This window comes from Pseudomonas yamanorum (assembly GCF_013386765.1).
GTDB lineage: Bacteria > Pseudomonadota > Gammaproteobacteria > Pseudomonadales > Pseudomonadaceae > Aquipseudomonas > Aquipseudomonas yamanorum_A.
On the sequence record NZ_JACARE010000047.1, the window covers coordinates 14,244 to 36,397 of the forward strand.

The window sequence follows — 22,154 nt, forward strand, 5'->3', positions numbered from 1 at the left end:
CCAAAACCTCCGGCATGGGTTACGAAATTGTCATTACGCCGTCAGCCAGACGTTACGGCGTGCGCACCAAAATTGAACATGAACGCTCTGGAACCGTTCTATCAGGTATGCTTTTCGAGCAGGAAACAAAAAGAAACATATTAGCCAACCTGTTCGATAAGGAGTCCCGTTTTGGAGTTATCGACTGCCGCGTGGATGGTTCACGACACCCGCCTCATGTTCTGCGTACTGCTGGCGATTGCCAGCATCATTGTGTTGATCAGCGTGACCAAGCTGCCGCCATTTTTGTCGATCCTGATCGGCACCTTTATCGCCGGTGTGGGCGCGGGCTTGCCGCCAGAAGAAGTGGCCAAGGCCTTCAGCAAAGGCGCCGGGGCGATCCTTGGTGAAGCCGGGATCATCATCGCCCTGGGCTCGATGCTCGGCGCGTTGATGGCCGAATCCGGGGCCGCCGACCGTATCGCCACCACCCTGCTCGGCCTGGGCAAGGGCAAGTCGTTGCCGTGGGTGATGGCGCTGGTGGCAATGGTGATTGGCTTGCCGCTGTTCTTCGAAGTGGGCCTGGTGATGATGGTGCCGATCATCTTTGTGATGGCCAAGCGTTCGAACCAGCCGCTGCTGAAAATCGCGATCCCGGCGCTGGCGGGCATGACCACCCTGCACGCCCTGATGCCACCGCATCCAGGGCCGCTGATTGCGGTAGGCGCGTTGCACGCCGACCTGGGCCTGACCATGTTGCTGGGCTTCTGCCTCGCGGTGCCCGCCGTGATTCTGGCCGGCCCGCTGTACGGCAATTGGCTGTCCAAGCGCATGCACGTGGATGAGCCGGCCGACATTGGCGCGCTGTTCAGTGCACCGCCCAAGGCCCCGCGCCAGCCGAGTTTTGGCGTGTCGCTGCTGATCATTCTGTTGCCGGTGATCCTGATGCTCGGCAGCACCCTGGCCAAGGTCGCCATGTCGCCGGAAAGCCCGGTGGCGCTGACCTTGAAGTTCCTCGGCGAGCCACTGATCGCGCTGGGGCTGGCGGTTATAGCGGCGGTGATTTGCCTGGGTTGGGCCAGCGGCATGCCACGGGCCGATGTGGGCAATACCTTGCGTAAAGCGCTGGCGCCGATCGCGGTGCTGTTGCTGACCATCGGTGCGGGCGGCGGGTTGAAGCAAACCTTGCTGGATGCCGGCGTGAGCCAGACCATCAGCAAGGTGGCCGAAGGTGCGCACATGCCGTACCTGCTGCTGGCCTGGCTGATTGCCGTGGCACTGCGTCAGGCCACCGGTTCGGCGACTGTTGCCACTACCACCACGGCGGGCATTCTGGCGCCGATGATGGCGGGGTTGGCAGCGACGCAAAGCTCACTGGTCGCCCTGGCAATTGGCGCCGGCTCGGTGTTCTTCTGCCATGTCAACGACGCCGGCTTCTGGATGGTGCGTGAGTACTTCGGCTTGCAGTTGAAGCAGACGATCTGGGTGTGGTCGGTGTTGCAGACCATCGTCTCGGTGGTGGGCCTGGTGGGCACGCTGCTGATGTGGCACTTCCTGACGTAAAGCATCAGAAAAACTGGAGGATTTTCTCAGGCCTCCAGTTTTCAAAGATGCAGCACAAACCGCGCATCTAGCTTGCCGAGCAACTCGAAGGTATTCATGTAGGGGACACCGACCAATGAACATACATTAGGGATGGTGTACTTGCGCTTGATATCCGGATTGAACACTTCGTGAGTGACCACAATCGCGTCCGTTGTCATCGCTTTAGCAATCAGCCAAGGATCCGCACCGTCAAGAAACTCTTCAAGCGCACCTGGCTTCATGACAGACGCCTGTTCGGCAATTTTGCCAACAACTGTCCCAAACGCAGCTTGGGTCTGCTCATCGCTGGAGTCTTCAAAAATACCAGCGTTGTCCTTTACCCATTGAGTCAGTTCGTCATTACCTCTAGCCAGTTCGTCTCGAACCGGCAAGATACTTGCAATCTCCAACGCCTGATGCTGATGGAGTATCCACGTCCAATACCCTGGGCAAATCGCCATACCGTAGTAACGGTTTTTAGCCTCAATCAGGGTGTTCGAATCCAATAGATGTTTCATGCGGACAACTTCATCGCGTAAGCCTTCAGCTTGGCGGGTTGCACACCTAAAATTTTTCCGGCATCACGCAGTAATATACGACCGCTCTGAGCTTCGGCCAGCACAGCCTTGCTTAATCGAGTGCTGTTTCTGATGGCTGCTGTCCGATAGTAATCACCGCCATTCCCATCTTTGTCGCGATATTCTTGAAGGATCCGCCTGTAGTAAGCCCCGTACTGAGTACTGGTTATGTAGCCCAGATCTCGGGCACGACGAGCAATCACCAATGCGCTTACTCGAAAACGTGTGGCCAGAGGCCCAAGGTTATCCTCCCAAGAAACTTCCAGCATCCAAAAAGCCCTAAAAACTGTTTCTGGCGCGAGAAACTCCCCCGCCACAGCATTACAGAACGCCTCTTCCTGACGGGCACTTTGGTTACCGCCGTCCGACACACCAGTGCTACCAATCCAAATGTGTGCAAGTTCATGCATGAGGGTAAAAAGCCGTGCGGTGGGCGCGTCCGCACTATTGATAAATACGACCGGGGCCAAGGTATTACTTATAGCGAATCCGCGGAACTCACTAACATCGAGTTTCCTGTGAGTATTGCCAAGAGCGACACCACTGCGCATCACCAGAATGCCCGCCTCTTCAGCACCACTTACCAGCGCTCGCATATAGTCGTCATAACTCAAACGGGCGAATGCATCAGTCACACCCAGAACTCTACGAATATCAGCCACCACGTCTTTAACCCGGGAGCCGCTTGTGAAGCTACCAACAAAGGGCAAAGCTGCTCGCTCGTGATCCTGCAGGTACTCCAAATACCAATCCTGCTTGCGAAGTACGTCTCTGACGGTGTCCATCAAGTTAAGGCTAGGCTTGTCCGGAAAAATCCCCCCGACGGTACGTAAGTCAGGAAGCGGGAGATGCTCTTCCGGCGGTGCTTTAAGAAAAAGAAAGCCGAAAGGAACATGGGCAATAGCAGCCCACTTTTGAGCTTGGTTAAACGTAGGGAGACTCTTGCCACCTTCCCACTCTTTGACTCTTTCCAGTTTGACTGGAAGGCCTTTCGCAACTTGCGCTTCAGACAAACCCGCCCGCTCTCGAGACCAGGACAAAATGGCTGGGTTGATAAAGGCTGTCTGAGTCATCGAAAGATACGCACGGATTAGAGGTGAACGGACTATAGGAGTGGCTGCCATACCCGTCAATTGATGGCGCTTAGGCTGCTTTGTTACTGCCTGATACCCAGTGCTGCTTGCCAAAATGCGCCGCACTCACTGCGCCCACCGCGCCCATCACCACGCAATACCCCACGCAGATCCACGGGCTGGTGGGCATCAACGCGATCAACATCAACGGCGTGGTACTCGCCCACAGCGCATACGCAATGTTGTAGGTGAAGGAAATCCCCGACACCCGCACCTGCGCCGGGAACAGGCTGACCATCACCGACGGCACCGCGCCCACCACCCCGCAACTCAAGCCGGCAATCGCATACGCCGCGCCCAGCCACACGCCGCCCGCGATCAGGCTGGCATACAGCACAGCAATCCCCACCGGCAGCAACAGGCTGTAGACCAACACTGCGCGCCACGCGCCGATGCGGTCCACCAGCAGGCCGGCCAGCACGCAACCAATGTTCAGGAACACGATGCCCAGCGCGCTCAAGGCGAAGGTGTGGCTGGGGCTCATGCCGAAGGTTTTCTGCATCATGGTCGGGGTGATGACTACCAGCACCACGACAGCTGAGGTGAGCACGCAGGTGAGGATCATCGCCGGCAGCAGCGCGCTGCGGTGTTCCCGCAGGACGGTGCGCAATGGCAATTCGGCGCCGGCCTGGCGGCGTGCCTGCATTTGCAGGAACACCGGGGTTTCGCTGAGCCAGCGCCGCAGCCAGACGCCGATCACGCCAAATACGCCGCCGAGCAGGAACGGGAAACGCCAGGCGTAGTCGAGGATTTCTGCCGGGGTGAAGACTTGCGCCAGCAGCGTGGCGGTGAGCGCGCCGAGCAGGTAGCCGAAGGTCAGCCCGGCCTGCAGGAAGCCCAGGGCATAACCGCGATGGTTGTCCGGGGCGTGCTCGGCGACAAATACCCAGGCGCTGGGCACTTCCCCGCCGACCGCCGCGCCCTGGAGGATGCGCAGCGCCAGCAGGATCAACGGCGCGAAATAGCCGATTTGGGCGTAGGTGGGCATGATCCCGATCAGCAGGCAGGGCAAGGCCATCATCAGGATGCTCAGGCTGAACACCCGCTTGCGTCCCAGGTGATCGGCGAAATGCGCCATCAGGATCCCGCCCAGCGGTCGCGCAAGGTAGCCGGTGACGAAGATGCCGAAGCTTTGCAGCAGGCGCAGCCATTCGGGCATTTCCGGCGGGAAGAACAGCTGGCTGAGGGTCAGCGCGAAAAATACGAAGATGATGAAGTCGTAGATTTCCAGGGCCCCGCCCAGGGCGGCCAGGCCCAGGGTTTTGTAGTCGGAGCGGGAGAAACGCTGCGCCTGTGGATAAGAGGTGGCAGTCATGTGCAAGCTCGGCAGACAAACAAAATGGCCTGCAGGTTATGAGCTGGGCCGGGTGATGGCAATCACGCTGGATATATTTGCTTTACTCATTGATCAATGAAGATAACTACATTCCCAAATGAATAGCCGTAGAGGAACATGCAGCAAAACTGCCGCCCCCCATAATAAATACAAATAGAGGTACTGAACGTGGCCGATGCTATCGAAGAAAGCCGCTACGCCCGATTTGCCCTGCGTTGTTCCAACTTCGCCGAGCGCTGGTTCCCGGACTCCTGGGTGTTTGCCGCCCTCGCGGTGATCATTGTCGCCGTGGCGACCCTGAGCATGGGCGCCGCGCCGACCGAAGCCGCCAAGGCCTTTGGTGATGGCTTCTGGAGTCTGATCCCGTTCACCATGCAAATGGCCTTCGTGGTGATTGGCGGTTATGTGGTCGCCAGCTCCCCGCCCGCCGTGAAATTGATCGATCGCCTGGCGCGCATCCCCAAGAACGGCCGTTCTGCCGTGGCGTGGGTGGCGCTGATTTCGATGGTCGCCTCGTTACTCAACTGGGGCCTGTCCCTGGTGTTCGGCGGTTTGCTGGTGCGCGCATTGGCCCGTCGCACGGATTTGCGCATGGACTATCGCGCAGCCGGTGCTGCGGCCTATCTGGGCCTGGGCGCGGTATGGGCGCTGGGGCTGTCGTCGTCAGCGGCGCAGTTGCAGGCCAACCCGGCGAGTTTGCCGCCGTCGATCCTGTCGATCACCGGGATGATCCCGTTCACCGACACCATCTTCCTGTGGCAATCCGGCGTGCTGTTGCTGGCGCTGATCGTGGTCTCGCTGATCATCGCCTATGCCACCGCGCCCGGGCCGAACTCCGCCCGTGACGCCAAGGCCTGCGGTATCGACCCGGCCTTCAACATGCCCAAACCGCAACCGCCGACCCGTCCGGGCGAGTGGCTGGAACACAGCCCGTTGCTGACCATCCTGTTGGCGTTGCTGGCAGCAGGGTGGCTGTTCCATGAATTCTCGACCAAGCCGGCGATCAGCGCGATCTCGGGGCTCAATACCTACAACTTCCTGTTCCTGATGGTGGGTGCGTTGCTGCACTGGCGCCCGCGCAGCTTCCTCGATGCGGTGGCCCGTGCGGTGCCGACCACCACCGGGGTGCTGATCCAGTTCCCGTTGTATGGCTCGATTGCGGCGTTGATGACGGTGGTCAAAGGCGGTGACGGCGCGACCCTGGCCCACCATATCTCGACCTTCTTCACCTCGATCGCGTCCCACGACACCTACGCGCTGTTGATGGGCGTGTACTCGGCGGTGCTGGGCTTCTTTATCCCGTCGGGTGGCGGCAAGTGGATTATCGAGGCGCCGTATGTGATGCAGGTCGCCAATGACCTGGAATATCACCTGGGCTGGGCGGTGCAGATCTACAACGCCGCCGAGGCGCTGCCGAACCTGATCAACCCGTTCTATATGTTGCCACTGCTGGGGGTCCTGGGGTTGAAGGCGCGGGATTTGATTGGTTTCTCGTTTGTGCAACTGCTGGTGCATACGCCGCTTGTGCTGTTTTTGCTGTGGGCGTTGGGTACGACGCTTAAATATTTGCCGCCGGTAATGCCTTAATCCTCTGAAGCTGCACCCGTTATTCAGACGGGTGCGGCTGGCAGGTTGCTCAGCAACTGAGGTAGCGCGTGCTGAACCGTGTCCCATACCACTTCAAGATTTATATCAAAGTAACCATGGGCAATCCGGTTGCGCATCCCGCGCATACTGCGCCAAGGCACCTGTGGCTGAGCGGCTGCAAACTCTGGATGTTGATCCATTATTTTGGTCGACGCCTCGCCGATGATGATCAAACTCATGATCACGGCTTGCTGGGTACGCTTGTCTTCAAAAAATTCAGATTTGCTCAAGCCTTCGACAAAGGTTATCGCGTCGGATGATGCTTGGCGCATGTGCTCCAGGTAATCGCCAATACGATTTGACATCATACGGGTCTCGCCTCAGCAAGGACTTGGGCACGAAAGGTCGGTGGCAGATCGCCAGGCGTCAGCAAATCGACGTTTACCCCGAGCAATTCCTCCAACTCCACCTGAAGCCCACCAAGGTCAAAAAGGGTCGCCCCCGGAAGCGCATCAACCAGCAAATCGAGATCACTGCCTTCTTTATCAGTACCCAACAAAACGGACCCGAACACCCTTGGATTGGAGGTATGGAAACGTCCTACTACTTCACGTACAGCAGCCCTCTTGAGATCCAGGGCAGTTGAAGGCTTCATGGGGCACCTCTACGGTATGCAATATCGGGCCAGTCTAGCAGTGCTTGGGATCAGGAAGCATACCGGCGTGATCACACCACTGCCTTCATTCCGTCACATTGCATTGCTACCGTCCTGCGAAATATCTTGCAACATTCAACCAGCAGGGACTCCCAGCAATGAGCGACGAGCACGAAGACCGACCTTCCCAGGACACTGAAGCCAAACCGCCAGTCGACACCAGCCGGCGGCGCTTCCTGGGAGGCGCGGCCGTGCTGGGGGTGGGTGCGACCCTGAGTGCTTGCGGCAATACCAGCGAGGCACCCGGCAAGCCGGTGGAGCGCCCGCTGACGCCGCAAGAGCTGGACAAGGCCCTGCACGAACAGGTTAAAACCGTGGTGGTGATCTACGCCGAAAACCGCAGCTTCAACAACCTGTTTGCCGATTTCCCCGGCGTCGAGAAACCCCTGTCGGCCCTCACCGCCGCTGAGTATCAACAACGCGACCGCGACGGCAGCCTGCTGAGCACGCTGCCCCCGACCTGGGGCGGCGTGTTGCAAATCGGCCCGCAGACCGTCGATGGCGTGACCTACCCCAGCGAAGTGCAATACCAGGAAAACCTGCCCAACGCCCCCTATGCCCTGAAAGGCCCCAACGGTGAAGACCAGCCGCTGAGCCTGGTGACGCGGGATTTGTGGCACGTGTTCTATCAGAACCAGATGCAGATCAATGGCGGTAAAAACGATGGGTTCGTGGCCTGGGGCGACTCCGGCGGCCTGCTGATGGGCCATTACGCCCAGAGCCGTTACGCCCTGCGCTTGTGGGATGTGGCGAAGGAGTTTGTACTCTGCGATAACTTCTTCCAGGGCGCATTTGGCGGATCGTTCCTCAACCACCAATACCTGATCAGCGCCACCCCGCCGGTTTACCCGAACGCGGCTCAATCGGTGGCCAAGGCACAGATTGCCACGCTGCAAAGCGACGATCCGACCGACCCGCGCCTCAAGCCCCTGGACAAATCCCCGGCCAGCGCCATGACCGGCCCACCGCAATTTGGCCCCAGCGCACTGACCCCGGACGGTTATGGCGTGAACACCCTGGCCCCGCCTTACTGGCCGACCTGGATTCGCGACCCCGAGCGCCCGGATTACTCCAAGCCCGACTTGCCTAACGTGCTGGTGCCACAAACCCACGAGCATATCGGCGACAAACTGTCGAAAAAAAACGTCGACTGGGCCTGGTACGCCGGTGCGTGGCAAGCAACGCTGGATCAGTTCAAGGACTCGGGCGGCATCCCGAAGATTCCGAACTTCCAGTACCACCACCAGCCGTTCAACTACTTCAAGCAGCAAGGCCCGGAAAACCCGGCTGAGCGCAATAAACGCCTGCGCGATGGCGGCCTGGGGGATGACGCCAGCACCAACAAGTTTTTCGCCGATGCCCAGGCCGGCAAGCTGCCTGCGGTGACCTTCTACAAGCCCCAGGGCAACCTGAACATGCACGCCGGTTACGCTGACGTCGCTTCGGGCGACCGGCATATCACCCGCGCCTTGAAGGTGCTGCAGGAAAGCCCGCAGTGGAAGAACATGGTGGTGATCGTAACCGTCGATGAAAACGGCGGCTGGTGGGACCACGTTGCACCGCCAAAAGGCGATCGCTGGGGCCCGGGCACGCGGATCCCGGCGCTGGTGGTTTCGCCGTTCGCGCGCAAGGGCACGGTGGACCATACCGTCTACGACACCGCGTCGATCCTGCGCCTGATCACCCGGGTGTTCCAACTGGAAACCCTCGACGGGCTCAAGCAGCGCGACGATGCCATGACCGCACGCGGCCAGAAGCCCATGGGCGACTTGAGCAACGCCTTGCATTTCCCGGTGTAGACGCATTTGCTCAAAAGCGACAAGCGCGTAGTTTTTTAACGCGCTTTTCCCGGTCAACCGCTACTGTGTGAAGGTGGGCATTCACCCCGCGCAGACGGGCTTTCGCTGACAGGGAACCATCCATGTTCAAACTCTCCAGGTTGTCCTTCATCCTGGCCGCACTGACCTTGAGTGCGGTTGTACAGGCTGACGTCACCGTACCGCTGGGTACCCCGCAACGGGTCACCCAGTTATTCGCGTACCCGAACAATTGCAACGTCATCTGTTTTCGTCCCTGGACGCTGGAACAGACCGTCGAGCACTACCTGAACCAAAGCCTGCAACGTGACGGTTACAGCCGGGGCAAAGTCAGCGTCAAGACCGACCATGACCAGGTGCTTGCCACCTTCAGCGGCGTGCCGGACGGTTATGGCCAGCCGTTGACTACTCTGCTCGACACCGCCGACCTGGCTTACCAGGGCGCCAGCAAACTCAATGGCGATGGCAAGTGGCAGTTCAACTGGTACCTGTTCCTGCCGGTGGGCATGGCCCTGGAAAATCGCAAGAGCATCGAGTTGCTGCACTTCCCGCCGGATTACTCGCTCACCCATTTCCAGGATTACCTGGAGTCGGCCACCACCGACCGCTGGGCGACCTTGCTCACCGCCAACGGCATCCCGGCGACCCAGACCCCGGAATACCAGACCATCATCGACATCGCCCCGATCGCCGCCCCTGCCACCGCGGGCAAGGACCTGGAAGGCGTGTACGGTTACTTCACCGACTATCAGACGCGCATGGTCAAGGAGCTGAGCCAGCATGCCGGCGGCGCCTTGCCGATGGTGGCCTTCGGGGCGCCGGTGCGAGCCTGGATCAAGCAGCAATACGGGCAAACCGTGCCGGTACTGGGCCTGGCGCAGATCAGCCCGGCGGGCGGTAACCCGGTCGCCGTGCTGGGGGCCAATCACCCGAGCTACATCTGGTATGCCGCCAACCCAGACACGTACGACGGTGACCAGCAAAAGGCCGACGAGGCCGGTCTGAAGGTGATGGGACAGGATTTGAGCGCCGCCTGCTGGCAGGCCTCGATGGGCCAGAAACCGGCCAGCGATCCGAATGTGCAGCTCAAGGGCTGCATGAACACCTGGCAGGTGACACGCAAGGAGCAGACCTGCGAACTGTTCTATACCTCGATCCGCGAACTGACGCCCGAGCAGGCGAACGCCAAGTGCGCCCAACCGGCGATAAAAACTCAGCTGAGACAGCTGAAAAGCGCAGCCCCGGCACCCTCGGTTGATGAACCCGCCCTTTGAAACAGCCCGCCATGCAGGCATTTTCCTACATAAAAAATAGCCAATTTCTACTGTCAGATATGACAGTAGAAATTGGATCCCACTTCAGCGAGTCTTGAGCCGCGCCCATTCGCTGCAAGACTGGCAGTCAAGACACCAACGGCAAGTCGATGCAGCCCACTCCTGGAGAGTCATGAAAACTCACGCCATGGACAAGGCTAAAACCGTTGTGAATGACTGCCTTTACCCTTTTGCGAGCGTGCTCGCCGAGCACGCTTACCCCCGCACAAGTGACTATGAAGTGGTAAGCACCCGGGACGGCTCAGGCGAGGGGATCAAGACCCGCATCGCCTTCGACAGCCGCATGTGCATCGCCAAGGTGTCCGGCTACGCCCTGAGTGAGCGGCGCCTGCACACGGTGCAGATGTCGTCGCGCATCCATTTGTACGACCCATGGTTCAGCGGTCTGCTGTCGCACTCGTGCAACCCGAACGTGTTTCTCGACATGACGTATCTGGAACTGTGGTCCGTCCAGGCCGTTCCCGCTGGCGCCCTGCTGACCATGGACTACGCCAGCACCGAGGATGTGCTGTTCCGGCAGTTTCGCTGCCAATGTGGCGAGCTCAACTGCCGGGGCTGGATCACCGGCATGAAGGAGGCGCTGAACGCCGAGGGTCAACAGTTCATGGAGCAGTGGCGCAAGCGCAAAAGCCCTTAGACCGCACCCAACGGGCGCAGGCGGTATTGCGGCGGCAATTGCTCGAAACCACTGATGGTGGTGTTCAGGCTTTTCCAGCGACCGTCCTTGATCCCGTAGATGCAGCCGTGAACCGACAGGCTCTGCCCGCGATGCCAGGCATTTTGCACAATGCTGGTATGGCCGACATTCGCCACTTGCTGAATCACATTCAGCTCGCACAAACGGTCGACACGTTCCTCTTCCGTGGGCAGTTGGGCCAGCACGTCGCGGTTTTCGTAGTACAGGTCACGGATGGTGCGCAGCCAGCCGTCGATCAGGCCCAACTGGTTGTCCTGCATCGAGGCCCGCACGCCGCCACAGCCATAGTGGCCGGTGACCAGGATGTGTTTGACCTTGAGCACGTCGACCGCGTACTGGATCACCGACAGGCAATTGAGGTCGGTGTGCAGCACCACGTTGGCCACGTTGCGGTGTACAAACAGGTCGCCAGGCAGCATGCCGACGATCTCGTTGGCCGGTACGCGGGCGTCGGAACAGCCGATCCACAGGTATTCCGGGGTTTGCTGGCGGGCGAGCTTGGCGAAGAATTCGGGATCTTCCTGTTTGATCGCATCCGCCCAGCGTTCGTTGTTATCAAGCAGGTCTTGTAGTTCGTTCATCAGGGAAAGCCTCAGGAATGATGCGCAGCTTTGACAGACGACCGCCCATCCGGGTCACGCCAGGAATAAAGATAGCCGGCGGGCGATTACTTGAATCTTGGGGAGCCATGCCTGTCCACACACTATAAGCCCCACAGTATGAGGAATGGCCATGACTGATTCACGACGTCCTTTCGGCGCCACCCAACCGGAACCGATTGATGACAACGAAGACCGCATGGGTTCGATGCGGGAACTGGATTTTGACGAGGAAGAGCCGACGGCGGAGATCGGCGACGAGATTCCGTCCCGCGAACGCGAGCACTTGATGCCCGACGAACGGGTACGCGAGGCCGGGATGACCGGGGCTTCCACCGCTGACCATGAATCGACCGACGATGACATGAGCCCGGAAACGTTGATCCGCGAGGATGGCGCAAGGGATGCCCGGGAAGAAGGTGAAGGTGAACAGGCCGATTGGGACCTGAGCATCGTCGATGAAGATGAGATTGGCGGCGGCAATGGCCTGGATGAAGCCGAGATGGCAGAGCGGGATCCAGTGGACGGAAACCGCTGACACAACACAGACCCAGCGATGAAAAATGCCCCTTGTGGGAGGCGGGCTTGCCCGCGATGCAGGCGCCTCGGTGTCTCAGCGAGACCGAGGGGATGCCATCGCAGGCAAGCCAGCTCCCACAGTGGGTCGCATTCCAATGTGGGGCGAGGTTGCCCGCGAAGCTTTTGGGATCAATCCACCAGGGTGCAGGCCATCACGACCGCATCTTCGCGACCACCAACGGCGGGGTAGTAATCCCGCCGGCGGCCAATCTCGTTGAAACCATAGCGCTCATAGAGCCGGAACGCGCCGGTGTTGCTGTCGCGCACCTCCAGGAAACATTCCCGCGCCTTGGCCTCGTAGGCCCGGGACATCAGGTGCTCCAGCAAGCTCAAGCCCAGGCCACGGCCCTGGTTTTCCGGCTTGACGGTGATGTTCAGCAAATGCGCTTCATCGAGGATGATCTGCACCACCCCGTGGCCCACCTGCTGCTCACCTTCGAACATCAGCCAGATCTGGTACTTGCCCAGCCCATCGAGAAAAATCCCGCGGGTCCAGGGGTGGCTGAACGCTGCGTATTCGATCTTCAGTACAGCGTCGAGGTCCGCCTCGGTCATCGGGCGGAAGGATAAAGCTTCACTCATCGGTACTTTTCCAGCGCGCCATCAGCCGGCGCATGGCTTGCCAGACATCAGCCTTACGCTGTGGCTCTTCCATTAATAGTTCCAGGCCCGGCAGGGCCCAGACGGAGCCCAGGCCTTCGACCTGCAGTTCGCGGTACCAGGCCTCGGCGTTGGCTTCACCGGCAAACCGCACGGCGGGCAGGCCGACCAGCCACAGGCACACGCAGGGCTCGTCTTCCAGGCGCGCCGAGACAAAACCTTGCACAAAATCCCGCGCGGCCTCCGGGCCCTGGTCCATGGTGCCCCGGGCCAGCAGCGGCCAGCGCACGGGCTCGCCGACGATTTGCGGGCTGTCGGGCAGGCCGGCGGCGCGCAGCATGTCTTTGAGCAGCAGATAAGCCGGGTCGCGGGTCTGGAAGCGCTCGCCTGTGGGTAACTCCACCAAGAGCAGGCAACGCCCGGCCCGCAGCAGTTGCAGGGCAAAGCGTGGCGGCGGTACCACCGGGGCCTTGGCCACGGCAGGCGCTTCCTCGGCAGCGACCGGCTTGGCAACCGGCGATGGCCGTGGCACTTCCACCTTTGGCCGAACCACGGGAGTTTCAGCCACGGGCTTGACCAGCGGCACCGGCGCAGCCGCCTCCTCACCCGTAGCCTCAAAAGCCTCGAACGGTTCCAGGGCTTCCAGCAGCTCGGGCCGCGAAGGGGCGGCGAAGGGTAATTCAGTGCGCGGCAGCCAGTTGACCACCTGCATGGCGGTCAAGTAAGCGCGACGTCGGGACTCGATAAGCAAAGGTCGGCCACTTGTGGATAACTAAAGAACAGGGATTCTACCGCCCTTCGACGAAGATCGCCCGCTGTTGATCGTTCCGGTGAGCGCCTCACGACCGGCTGTGGATAAATCCCACCACCGATGCAGTACAATCGCTGCTTTTAATCGCTAACCAGCCGGCCATTCCGATGATCGAACCCAAGCGCGTCTTGCGCGCCCTCGCCGAACACTGGGCCCTGCTTGAGCCACTGTGCGAACACTTCGACCAAGGCACCCTGAGCCTCAGCGAACTGCGCGCCCAACTGGCTGCCCAACAACTGGACAGCACGCCACAGGACATCACCAGCCTGCTGGACGTGTGGATTCGCCTGGATATCCTGGTGCCTGTCGCCAAGAGCCCGAACCGTTTCGAGCTCAACGCACAGATCCACGACTTCCTGGCTTATCTTCGCAAGGAGCACCGGCTAGGCCTGTGCCTGGAAATCGAAGCCTACCTGCGCCACCTTGAGCGCCTGGCGGGTTATATCCAGGACGCCTTCGACATCCGCGACGGCCATGACCTGGCGCGCCAACTGCGCCTGCTGGACATGCGCGTGCGGGACGTGCTGAAAAAACTCGCCAACGACGAACAGGCCCTCGCCGCCGTGGCCGATCGCGCCAAGACCAGCGACCGGCAGATCCCGTTGCGCCAGCGTTACGCCGAAGTACTGGCGACCTGGGACGAATACGTCGAGCCGATGATTCAACTGGTGAACGCCGACGGCGCCTTTGAACAAGGCGTGCGCAAGGTCGAAAACGTACTGCTGCGCATGCTCACCGAACAGCAGCGCCTCGGCCACCTGGTGGACGACGACATGCTGCTGCGCACCCACGCGCGCATCCTCGAAATGCAGACCAGCGCCCAGTTGACCTTGCGTCACGCCCGGGAACTGCTGCTGCCGCTGCGGGAAGAAGCGCGCCGGCACAACGCCGTGACCCGTGGCGCGGCGCTGGCCTTGTCGGCCATCCGCCGCAAAGGCCTGGACGCGGTGCCGCAGGCCGCAATGCCGATGTTTACCCGGCCGCAAAGCACCTTCCTCGGCAGTGCCAGCCAGGTCGAAGCCTACGTGTACGCCCTGGCCAACTTCGAACCGAAGCCGGCGCGCTTCCCCAAGGCGCACAAATCCCACAAGGGCGACGCCCCTCGCGCACCGCGCACGGTCAAGGAAATGCTCGAGCGCTGCGAAGACGCGCTGCCGATGCCCGACCTGATGACCTGGCTGCTGGAGCAGGAACCGGACGGCGCAACCGACGAGTTGCTGTACTGGTTCTCGCGCCTCTCGCGGGAAAAACGCTTCAAGCGCGAACGTCTGGAACGACGGGATTACCACACTCACGAGCACCAGGTCAGCCTGCGCTCATTCGCCCTGCTTCCAGCCAGTATTGATACGGCCGGGAATTCTGCGAGCACCCCTCATGCATCTTGATCTATCCGAACTGTCCCAGCTGGCGCCGATCTTTCGCGAGCTGTTCAAGGGTTACCACGTCAGCCGCCGCGACCCGGAGCTGTACGCCCAACTGTCGAACTTCCAGGACCAGTACCGCACGCTGTTCAAGGCCCTGGGTTTTGAGCTGGTGTGCGACACCCGGGGTTTCTACTACTTCGTGCCAGACACCGCCGTGGCCGCCGCGCAGGTCAACAAGACCGCCCAGCGCCTGGCGTTGTTCACCTTCATCATCGTCGAGCACCTGGCCGATCAGGGCCGCGACCCGATTGCCGTGCTCGACGGTGGCAGCCTGGGCCGTGACGAGCTGCCGTCCTTGCTGGAAAAGTACCGCGACCTGTTTATCCAGGCCGAAGTACAGACCGTCGAGGAGCTGGAAGAAAAAATCATGCGCCGCATGACCCAGCTGGGTTTTGCCGGTGAAGAGAACGGTATCTACCGCTTCCTGCCGCCGATGCACCGCTTCCTGGATGTGTGCCTCTCGGTGCAGCAAGACCGTGACCTCGCCGCCAGCATCCACAGCGTACTGCCGTTGCCGGCCCCGGTGATCATCGACGAAGACAGCGATGAAAAACTGCTGAAGACCGATGACCCGCTCGATCTCAGTGACTTCTCTGATGAGAGCGAAGAAGACGCCCTGGCCCGTGCCATTGCTGAAGAACAGGAGACCGACGCATGAGCAAGGAACGCTACGGCATCCGCCGCTTCGCCCTTTTGAACACCGCCGGCTACAGCCTGGGCTTGTTCCCGCTGGAAGAGCCGCTGTCGGTGTATGGCGCGAACAACCTCGGTAAATCGGCTTCGATCAACGCCTTGCAGTTCCCGATTCTGGCGCGCATGTCGGACATGAGCTTCGGCAAGTACACCCTGGAGCAATCCCGGCGTTTCTACTTTGCCACCGACACCAGCTACATCCTCGTGGAGGTCGCGCTGCCCCACGGCCCGCACGTGATCGGCGTGGTCGGTCGCGGCCCGGGCGGTGGCTTCGGTCACCAGTTCTTTGCCTACGCCGGCAAGCTGGACCTGGCGCATTACCAGAAGAACGACACCTGCCTGCGCCAGAAAGAGCTGTTCACCAACCTTGAGCGCGAAGGCCTGAAAGCCTACGAGCTCAAGCCCGATGAACTGCGCCGTTTGCTGGTGGGCGGCCATACGTCGATCCCGCTGGACCTGACCCTGATTCCGCTGCGCTCCACCAGCGAGCAAAGCCTGAAGACCTTCCGCGCGCTATTTATCAACTTGCTGCACATGCGGGAAATTACCGCGGCCAAGTTGAAGCAGCTGTTCCTGGATGCGTTCGAACACAGCCTGCGCTCCGGCAGCGTGGATTACATCGCGGCGTGTGAAGAAGCATTCCGTGATGTACGACGCATGGAGCAGGACTACAACTCCCTGGTGGCTGCCGGCCCGCTGGTCGAAGCCTTGGCCAACGGTGTGAAACAGCGGGACATCCTGCGCGGCAAGCTGCATCGCCTGTCGCCGCTGCTGGATTCGCTGCTGGGCACTTGGTCGGACTACGCCAGTGCGCGCAAGGAAGAGCTGACGATCCAGGCCGAGCATTACCGCAACGAGCAGGATTCGCTGCAGAACGATCAGCGCGGTGGCACCCAGGAGCTGATGCGCCTGGAGCGGGAAATCAGCGGCATCCAGCGTTGGCTCGGTGAACTGTCGGTGCTCAAGCATCGCTTCGCGCTGGTGGATGACGTCAAGGTGCTGGAGCAGCAACTGCTGGCCGCCAAGGATGCCCACGATGAACTCGCTGGTGCCTTGGCGCAGTCGCGTCAGTTCAGTGCCGAGGATCTGGACGAGCGTCTGCGGGACCTGGAAAAACGCCTGAAGTCGGTGAAGCAGCAACTCGACCACGCCGACAACAACAGCTACGCCAAGCTGCGGGAAGAATTCTCGCAACAGGATGTCGAGCGTCTGATGCGCCTGTTCAACAGTTCGCTGTTCAGCTTGCCGCTGGGTGAGCATGGCATCACGCTGGATGACGAAGGCCTGTGGGTGAAATCCCTGGAGCAGATCCTCGATGGCTTCAAGGGCGAGCGCTTTGAAGTGCCGGGGCTGGCCATTGATATCTCGCACATCGAGCCGCCGGCGTTGCAGGCCTTGGCCGACCGCGCTGCGTTGCGCGACCAGAAAGAGCGTCTGGAAAAAGAACTCAAGCAACTGAAAACCCAACAAGCCGTGGCCTCTGACCGCGCGGCGAGCAAGACCCAGACTGAAGCGCTGTACCAACAGGTACTGGACGCGCAGAAGGCGCTGGAAGATTTCCGCCGTGCACAAACCCTGAGTGCCGAGGAAGGCGAGAAGCTGGAAAGCCTGGCGCAGATGGAAGCGGCCCAGGACGAGTTGAAACGCTCCAGCGATGCGTTTACCGAACGCGTCCAGCAACTGTCGGCCAAGCTGCAATTGGTGGGCCGCCAGATCGGCGACATGGAAGCCAAGCAACGCACCCTGGATGACGCCTTGCGTCGTCGTCAGTTGCTGCCGGCAGACTTGCCGTTTGGTACGCCGTTCATGGACCCGGTCGACGACTCCATGGACAACCTGCTGCCACTGCTCAATGACTATCAGGACAGCTGGCAGGGCCTGCTGCGGGCTGATGGCCAGATCGACGCGCTGTACGCACAGGTACGCCTAAAGGGCGTGGCCAAGTTCGACAGCGAAGACGATATGGAGCGTCGCCTGCACCTGCTGATCAACGCTTACGCGCACCGTACCGACGAAGCCCTGACCCTGGGCAAGGCGCGGCGTGCGGCGGTCACCGATATCGCGCGCACCTTGCGCAATATCCGCAGTGACTACGACAGCCTTGAGCACCAGTTGGCGTTGTTCAACCGCGAGATCAACAAGCGTCAGGTGTCCAACCTGCAGAGCTTTCGCATCGTGCTCGCACCGAACAAGGAAGCCCTCAAGCATATCGACCAGATCATCCACAGTGCCGGTCAGTATGAAGAAGGCGAAACCCTGTCGGTGTTCGACCTGAGCCAAAGCGCCGAGCAGGACAACAAGAACGAGGAAGCCAAGGAGTACCTGGCGCGGCTGGTAGCGGCCAACCATAACCAGCTGGGCCTCAAGGACTTGTTCGAACTGGCATTCGAGATCACCAAGGTCAACGGCCAGCCGATCATCCATACCGACATCGATGGCGCCGCCTCCAACGGCACCACCATGACCATCAAGGCGCTGACCAACATGTACTTGTTGCTGCACTTGATGGACCGCGACCAGGCCGGGCGTGTGCGCCTGCCGTACTACCTCGATGAGGCCGCGGACATCGATGAGAAGAACCAGGCGGCGTTGCTGGAGACCAGCCTGCAATTGGGCTTCGTGCCGATTCTGGCGAGCGTGAAGCCGCAGGTTTCCGCCCAGGTGGCGATTGACCTGGAAGGCGGCAGCGGGCCGAACGGGATCTACATTGATGAGGCGGACTGGAAGTACATCCGTCGTCACGATGTGGTGAAGGCGACGGTGAATGTGCAGGCGGATGAGCCGGAGCTGGATGAGGTTTAATCGGCTGCGCTGAAATGCAAAAAGGCCGCGATCTTTTGGATCGCGGCCTTTTTTATGGCTTGGGATTTTTTGTGTTTTTGAAGGCCTCATCGCGGGCAAGCCCGGCTCCCACAGTTGACCGGGTTGTTCTGAAGCACCCGGTCCAATGTGGGAGTCGGGCTTGCCCGCGATAGCCGCGCCTCGGCCTATTTGCCGAGTGGGATTTTAGGTGCCCAGGTCAGCCATTCGTCTTCGAACTTGTCGAACAGCGGGAAGGTTTGTTGGGGCCGAGCGGCGTTACCCATGCGCTCGCCGTCTGGCGTCGCAAAGGCGATACCGCCGGCGACCAAGGTCTCCAGGGATTCGGTGCGCACCGTCGCACCCTTGAACAGGCCGAAGTCGAGACCAAAACCGCTGGTGTTCCAGAAGCGGCTGCCACTGCGCACCAGTGGCGCGTACTTGGGCTCGATCAGGATGTGGATCAGTACGCGATCGGCGGTCTGGCCCAGCTCGTAGCCGGTGACTTTGCCTACGGTGACTTCGCGGTAAGTGACCGGAACGCCTTCCTTCAACGAGCCACGGCGCGCAGCGCTGAGTACCAGGTTCAGGCCTTCCTCCTGATGAACGGCCTCTGGCGGCTTGTCCAACGCAACGAAGCTCTTCTGTGGGCCGATGTTTTTGGCCGCAGGCTGCACTTCGATGTACTGACCTGTGACCAGGGTTTCCAGGTTCGACGTTTTCATCAACCCGAGTTCAGGCTTGACCACCCAGAACTGACTCCCGGCCCGGGCGATTCGATCTGCCACTTGGGTGATGCGCGCGCTGAGCAGCACCGATTGCATGTCGGCACTCAGGTCGACACTTTCGATCTTGCCTACGTCCAAGCCTTTGAAGCGCACTGGCGTGCCAGGGCGCAGGCCATCGGCGCGGTCTACCTTGATGGTCACGAGCGTACCGTGCTGGTTGGCGGCTTCGCGATCCGGGAACAAGCGGAACCGTGGAATGCGCTTTTTCAGCGGCACATTCTGCTCCGGGGTTTCGAAGGCGATACCACCTGCCATCAGGCTGGCCAGGGATTCGCTTTTCACCTGGATACCGCCAGTCAGGCCACCGGTCAGGGTCACACCGCTGGCATTCCAGAATCGCGTCGAGCCATTGACCAGTCCTTCGTATTCCTTCTCGATGTGGACGCCGATCACCAGTTGTTTGTTCTTGCGCGAGAACTGGTAGCTCTGCACGGAGCCGACCTTGACCTGCTTATAGAGGATCGGGCTGCCGACATCCAGGGAACCGAGGTTGTCGGTGAAGAGCACCATGTGCAGGCCGGGGGAGCGCAGGTCCAGCGGCGGCGCCTTGGCCCGGGCGACGTACTCCCGTTGTGGCGCGCTGCCTTTGTCGCCGGGACGGATCGCGATGTAGTTACCTTTGACCAACGCTTCCAGCCCGGTGATGCCGGCCAGGGAGATGGACGGCTTGACCACCCAGAATTGGGTGTCCTGGACCAGGTAGTCTTCGGCCAGTGGATCGAGGGTCAGCTCGGCATTGGCACTGGAAAGGTCCGGGTCGATCTTCAGGGTTTTCAGGCTGCCGACCTGGATGCCTTTGTACATCACCGGCGTACGGCCCGCCTGGAGGCCTTCGAAGTCGGTGAGTTTGACCTTGACCTTGATGCCAGCGGCGGCGGCGTCGAAGTCTTCGTACAGGCGGAACGGCAGGCTTGGATCCGTTGGCGGGCTGTCCTTGCGGTTCTCTGGCGTGGCGAAGGCAATACCGCCGGCAACGATGCTGGCCAGGGATTCGCTGCGCACTTTTACGCCGGAGAGGTTGGCGTCGATGCTAATGCCGCTGGCGTTCCAGAAACGCGTGTGTTTGCGCACCAGGCTGGCGTAGGTCGGTTCGATGTAGACCTTGATTTCAACGGTGGTCTGGTCTTCGGAGAGCAGGTAGCTTTTCACCTGGCCGACCTGGATCTGCTTGTAGAACACCGGGCTTCCACGGTTCAGCGAGCCGAGGCGATCAGCTTTGATCGTCAGGTGCAGGCCGGGTTTGGCGTCGGATAACGGGGGTTCTTCGGACAGGGCCTTGAACTTGCGCGTCGGCTCACCATCGCCCGGGCTGGCGGCGATGTAGTTACCCGAAACCAGGGTTTCCAGGCCAGTGATCCCGGCCAGGCTGACACTCGGCTTTACCAGCCAGAAGCGGGTGTTGGTCTTGAGGTATTGCTCCACGTCCTTGTTCATCTCGATGGTGGCAATCACCCCGCGATTGTTACCTTCGTCATCCAGGGCGAGGGTTTTGACCTTGCCCACGGGCATGCCTTTGTAGACCACTTCGGTCTTGTTGGCCTGGATGCCTTCGCCGCTTTCAAAGCGAACCTGAATCTCGATACCTTGCTGGTTGTAGGCACGCCACCCCAACCAGCCGCCAATGATGAGGGCAATCAGGGGCAGTACCCAAATGGCCGACCAGTTGGAAGCAGGGCGGGTTTTAGCCTTAGGCAAATCACTCATGGTCGTCGTCCGACTCCGTGTTATCCCAAATCAGTCGGGGATCAAAAGTTACTGCGGCAAGCATCGTCAAGATCACCACACTGGCGAACGCCACGGCACCGAGATTGGCCTCGACACTGGCAAGTCGCCCAAAATTTACGACCGCCACCAGGATGGCGATCACGAATATATCCAGCATGGACCAGCGGCCAATGAACTCGATAAAGCGGTACATGATAATGCGTTGTTGCGCGGAAAGTGGCTGGTGACGCTGCACCGAGAACAGCAGCAGGCCGATGCCCACCAGTTTGAAGGTGGGTACCAGGATGCTGGCGATAAACACCACCGCCGCGATGGGATACATGCCGTGCTGCATCAACTGGATCACGCCAGACATGATGGTGCTCGGATCGCCCTGCCCCAGGGAGCTGACGGTCATGATCGGCAACAGATTGGCCGGGATGTACAAGATGGCCGCAGTGATCAGCAGCGCCCAGGTGCGCGTCAGGCTGTTCGGACGGCGAGCATGCACCAGCGCACCGCAACGGGTGCAGGTTTGCTCGTCGGTGTCCGGGTCTTGTTTGTTTAATTCATGACATTCCGTACAGATCAGAATGCCCGCATCAATCGCTCGCATGAGCATCCTCTCCCGACAGCGCTTCCCAGATCTGGTGAGGCGACATCACCACCTCCAGCAACACCTGGACCATTAACAGACTCACGAAACAGGCCAGGCCCAAGCCAACGGTGATGGAGGCCATGTCGGCCAGTTTTACGATCGCCACCAGCACGCCCATCAGGTAGACCTCGAGCATTCCCCAATCCTTCAGGTGATGGTAGATGCGGTAGAACAGCAGGCCGTAGCTGCGGCCAATGTTCCAGCGGATGCTTAGCAACACCGCCAGTTGGCACAGGAGCTTGAGCAATGGAATGCCCATGCTGCAGAGGAACACCACCACGGCGACGCCTTGCATGCCGGTGTCGAACAGGCCGACAACGCCGGTCCATACGGTGTCCTGCGAGGACTGCCCAAGTAGATTGAGCTGCATGATGGGTAAAAAGTTCGCGGGGACGTACAACAACAGCGCGGCAAGCACTAACGCCAGGCTTCGTTCAACGACGTTGTGGCGGTGAGCGTACAGTTCGTAGCCGCAGCGCGGGCATTGGGCCTTTTCACCGCGGACAAGCTCTGGCTTGCGCATCAGCAAGTCGCACTCATGGCATGCCACCAGTTCGTCCAGCGGTAAGTCTGACACCTCAAGGGTATCAACCGGGTCGGGCATATAGGGCTCGGACTCTAAAAAAGGTTAGGTGCCTATTCTAGTGTTCTGGTTCAGAAATAACTGTGCAAATTTGTCGGGGCGCGGCTGCAGATCAAGCATGGTGCAACGAGCAACTTTTCGACCGCCCAAAACAAA

At 60.3% G+C, this 22,154-nt stretch carries 20 protein-coding genes; 9 read left to right on the top strand and 11 right to left on the bottom strand.

Annotation, left to right across the window (positions count from 1 at the left end):
- Positions 1-171 precede the first annotated feature (171 nt).
- Positions 172-1,542 (top strand): GntT/GntP/DsdX family permease, encoded by a 1,371-nt coding sequence (locus HX875_RS28470; RefSeq protein WP_177047859.1) that lies wholly within the window; start codon positions 172-174, stop codon positions 1,540-1,542.
- A gap of 41 nt (positions 1,543-1,583) precedes the next feature.
- On the opposite strand, the gene HX875_RS28475 is transcribed toward HX875_RS28470, so the two are convergent.
- The 3 genes from HX875_RS28475 to HX875_RS28485 all read right to left on the bottom strand — a co-directional run bounded on the left by HX875_RS28475 (position 1,584) and on the right by HX875_RS28485 (position 4,589).
- Positions 1,584-2,081 carry a DUF4411 family protein gene (locus tag HX875_RS28475; RefSeq protein WP_177047861.1) on the bottom strand — a complete coding sequence of 166 codons (498 nt, stop codon included), beginning with the start codon at positions 2,079-2,081 and terminating at the stop codon, positions 1,584-1,586.
- On the bottom strand, positions 2,078-3,214 hold the full coding sequence (locus tag HX875_RS28480) for an XRE family transcriptional regulator (protein ID WP_177047863.1): 1,137 nt from the start codon (positions 3,212-3,214) through the stop codon (positions 2,078-2,080). The genes HX875_RS28475 and HX875_RS28480 overlap by 4 nt, the downstream gene beginning before the upstream one ends.
- A gap of 70 nt (positions 3,215-3,284) precedes the next feature.
- Complete coding sequence (locus HX875_RS28485) at positions 3,285-4,589, bottom strand: MFS transporter (protein WP_177047866.1); 1,305 nt, start codon at positions 4,587-4,589, stop codon at positions 3,285-3,287.
- Between the two features lie 189 nt (positions 4,590-4,778).
- On the opposite strand from HX875_RS28485, the gene HX875_RS28490 reads away from it, so the two are divergent.
- Complete coding sequence (locus HX875_RS28490) at positions 4,779-6,197, top strand: short-chain fatty acid transporter (protein ID WP_177047868.1); 1,419 nt, start codon at positions 4,779-4,781, stop codon at positions 6,195-6,197.
- Between the two features lie 23 nt (positions 6,198-6,220).
- Here HX875_RS28490 and HX875_RS28495 read toward each other — a convergent pair whose 3' ends face one another.
- Positions 6,221-6,565, bottom strand: a complete 345-nt coding sequence (locus HX875_RS28495; protein WP_177047870.1) for a HepT-like ribonuclease domain-containing protein — start codon at positions 6,563-6,565, stop codon at positions 6,221-6,223.
- The gene (locus HX875_RS28500; protein WP_177047872.1) at positions 6,562-6,852 is read right to left on the bottom strand and encodes a nucleotidyltransferase family protein; all 291 of its coding nucleotides are present in this window, start codon (positions 6,850-6,852) and stop codon (positions 6,562-6,564) included. The genes HX875_RS28495 and HX875_RS28500 overlap by 4 nt, the downstream gene beginning before the upstream one ends.
- A gap of 158 nt (positions 6,853-7,010) precedes the next feature.
- Here HX875_RS28500 and acpA point away from each other — a divergent pair, with 158 nt between their 5' ends.
- The 3 genes from acpA (at position 7,011) to HX875_RS28515 (ending at position 10,700) form a co-directional block, all read left to right on the top strand.
- On the top strand, positions 7,011-8,711 hold the full coding sequence (gene acpA, locus HX875_RS28505) for an acid phosphatase (protein WP_177047874.1): 1,701 nt from the start codon (positions 7,011-7,013) through the stop codon (positions 8,709-8,711).
- A 122-nt stretch (positions 8,712-8,833) separates the two neighbouring features.
- Positions 8,834-10,003 carry a hypothetical protein gene (locus HX875_RS28510; protein ID WP_177047876.1) on the top strand — a complete coding sequence of 390 codons (1,170 nt, stop codon included), beginning with the start codon at positions 8,834-8,836 and terminating at the stop codon, positions 10,001-10,003.
- A gap of 172 nt (positions 10,004-10,175) precedes the next feature.
- A complete protein-coding gene (locus HX875_RS28515; RefSeq protein WP_177047878.1) occupies positions 10,176-10,700 on the top strand; it encodes an SET domain-containing protein-lysine N-methyltransferase in 525 nt (174 codons plus the stop codon).
- Here HX875_RS28515 and can read toward each other — a convergent pair.
- Positions 10,697-11,341, bottom strand: a complete 645-nt coding sequence (can, locus tag HX875_RS28520; protein ID WP_003214385.1) for a carbonate dehydratase — start codon at positions 11,339-11,341, stop codon at positions 10,697-10,699. The two genes, HX875_RS28515 and can, sit on opposite strands and share 4 nt — an antisense overlap.
- 151 nt (positions 11,342-11,492) lie before the next feature.
- Here can and HX875_RS28525 point away from each other — a divergent pair, with 151 nt between their 5' ends.
- Complete coding sequence (locus HX875_RS28525) at positions 11,493-11,897, top strand: serine kinase/phosphatase (RefSeq protein ID WP_177047880.1); 405 nt, start codon at positions 11,493-11,495, stop codon at positions 11,895-11,897.
- A 170-nt stretch (positions 11,898-12,067) separates the two neighbouring features.
- On the opposite strand, the gene rimI is transcribed toward HX875_RS28525, so the two are convergent.
- The gene (rimI, locus tag HX875_RS28530; protein WP_003214382.1) at positions 12,068-12,520 is read right to left on the bottom strand and encodes a ribosomal protein S18-alanine N-acetyltransferase; all 453 of its coding nucleotides are present in this window, start codon (positions 12,518-12,520) and stop codon (positions 12,068-12,070) included.
- Entirely contained in the window at positions 12,513-13,250 is a 738-nt protein-coding gene (locus tag HX875_RS28535; protein WP_177047894.1) for an energy transducer TonB, read from the bottom strand. The genes rimI and HX875_RS28535 overlap by 8 nt, the downstream gene beginning before the upstream one ends.
- 206 nt (positions 13,251-13,456) lie before the next feature.
- On the opposite strand from HX875_RS28535, the gene mksB reads away from it, so the two are divergent.
- From mksB to mksF, 3 genes are read left to right on the top strand one after another with little or no spacing between them, the layout of a single operon-like run.
- Entirely contained in the window at positions 13,457-14,734 is a 1,278-nt protein-coding gene (mksB, locus tag HX875_RS28540; protein WP_177047882.1) for an Mks condensin complex protein MksB, read from the top strand.
- Positions 14,724-15,431: an Mks condensin complex protein MksE gene (gene mksE / locus HX875_RS28545; RefSeq protein WP_177047884.1), complete on the top strand. Its 708-nt coding sequence runs from the start codon at positions 14,724-14,726 to the stop codon at positions 15,429-15,431. Before mksB ends, mksE begins: the two co-directional genes overlap by 11 nt.
- The gene (mksF, locus tag HX875_RS28550) at positions 15,428-18,268 is read left to right on the top strand and encodes an Mks condensin complex protein MksF (protein ID WP_177047886.1); all 2,841 of its coding nucleotides are present in this window, start codon (positions 15,428-15,430) and stop codon (positions 18,266-18,268) included. Before mksE ends, mksF begins: the two co-directional genes overlap by 4 nt.
- 185 nt (positions 18,269-18,453) lie before the next feature.
- Here the strand turns inward: mksF and HX875_RS28555 are convergent, their stop codons facing one another.
- The 3 genes from HX875_RS28555 to HX875_RS28565 are packed head-to-tail and all read right to left on the bottom strand — an operon-like array spanning position 18,454 to position 22,019.
- Positions 18,454-20,757 (bottom strand): PqiB family protein, encoded by a 2,304-nt coding sequence (locus HX875_RS28555; RefSeq protein ID WP_177047888.1) that lies wholly within the window; start codon positions 20,755-20,757, stop codon positions 18,454-18,456.
- Positions 20,750-21,373 (bottom strand): paraquat-inducible protein A, encoded by a 624-nt coding sequence (locus HX875_RS28560; protein ID WP_177047890.1) that lies wholly within the window; start codon positions 21,371-21,373, stop codon positions 20,750-20,752. The genes HX875_RS28555 and HX875_RS28560 overlap by 8 nt, the downstream gene beginning before the upstream one ends.
- On the bottom strand, positions 21,360-22,019 hold the full coding sequence (locus tag HX875_RS28565) for a paraquat-inducible protein A (RefSeq protein WP_177047892.1): 660 nt from the start codon (positions 22,017-22,019) through the stop codon (positions 21,360-21,362). The genes HX875_RS28560 and HX875_RS28565 overlap by 14 nt, the downstream gene beginning before the upstream one ends.
- Positions 22,020-22,154: the final 135 nt, after the last annotated feature.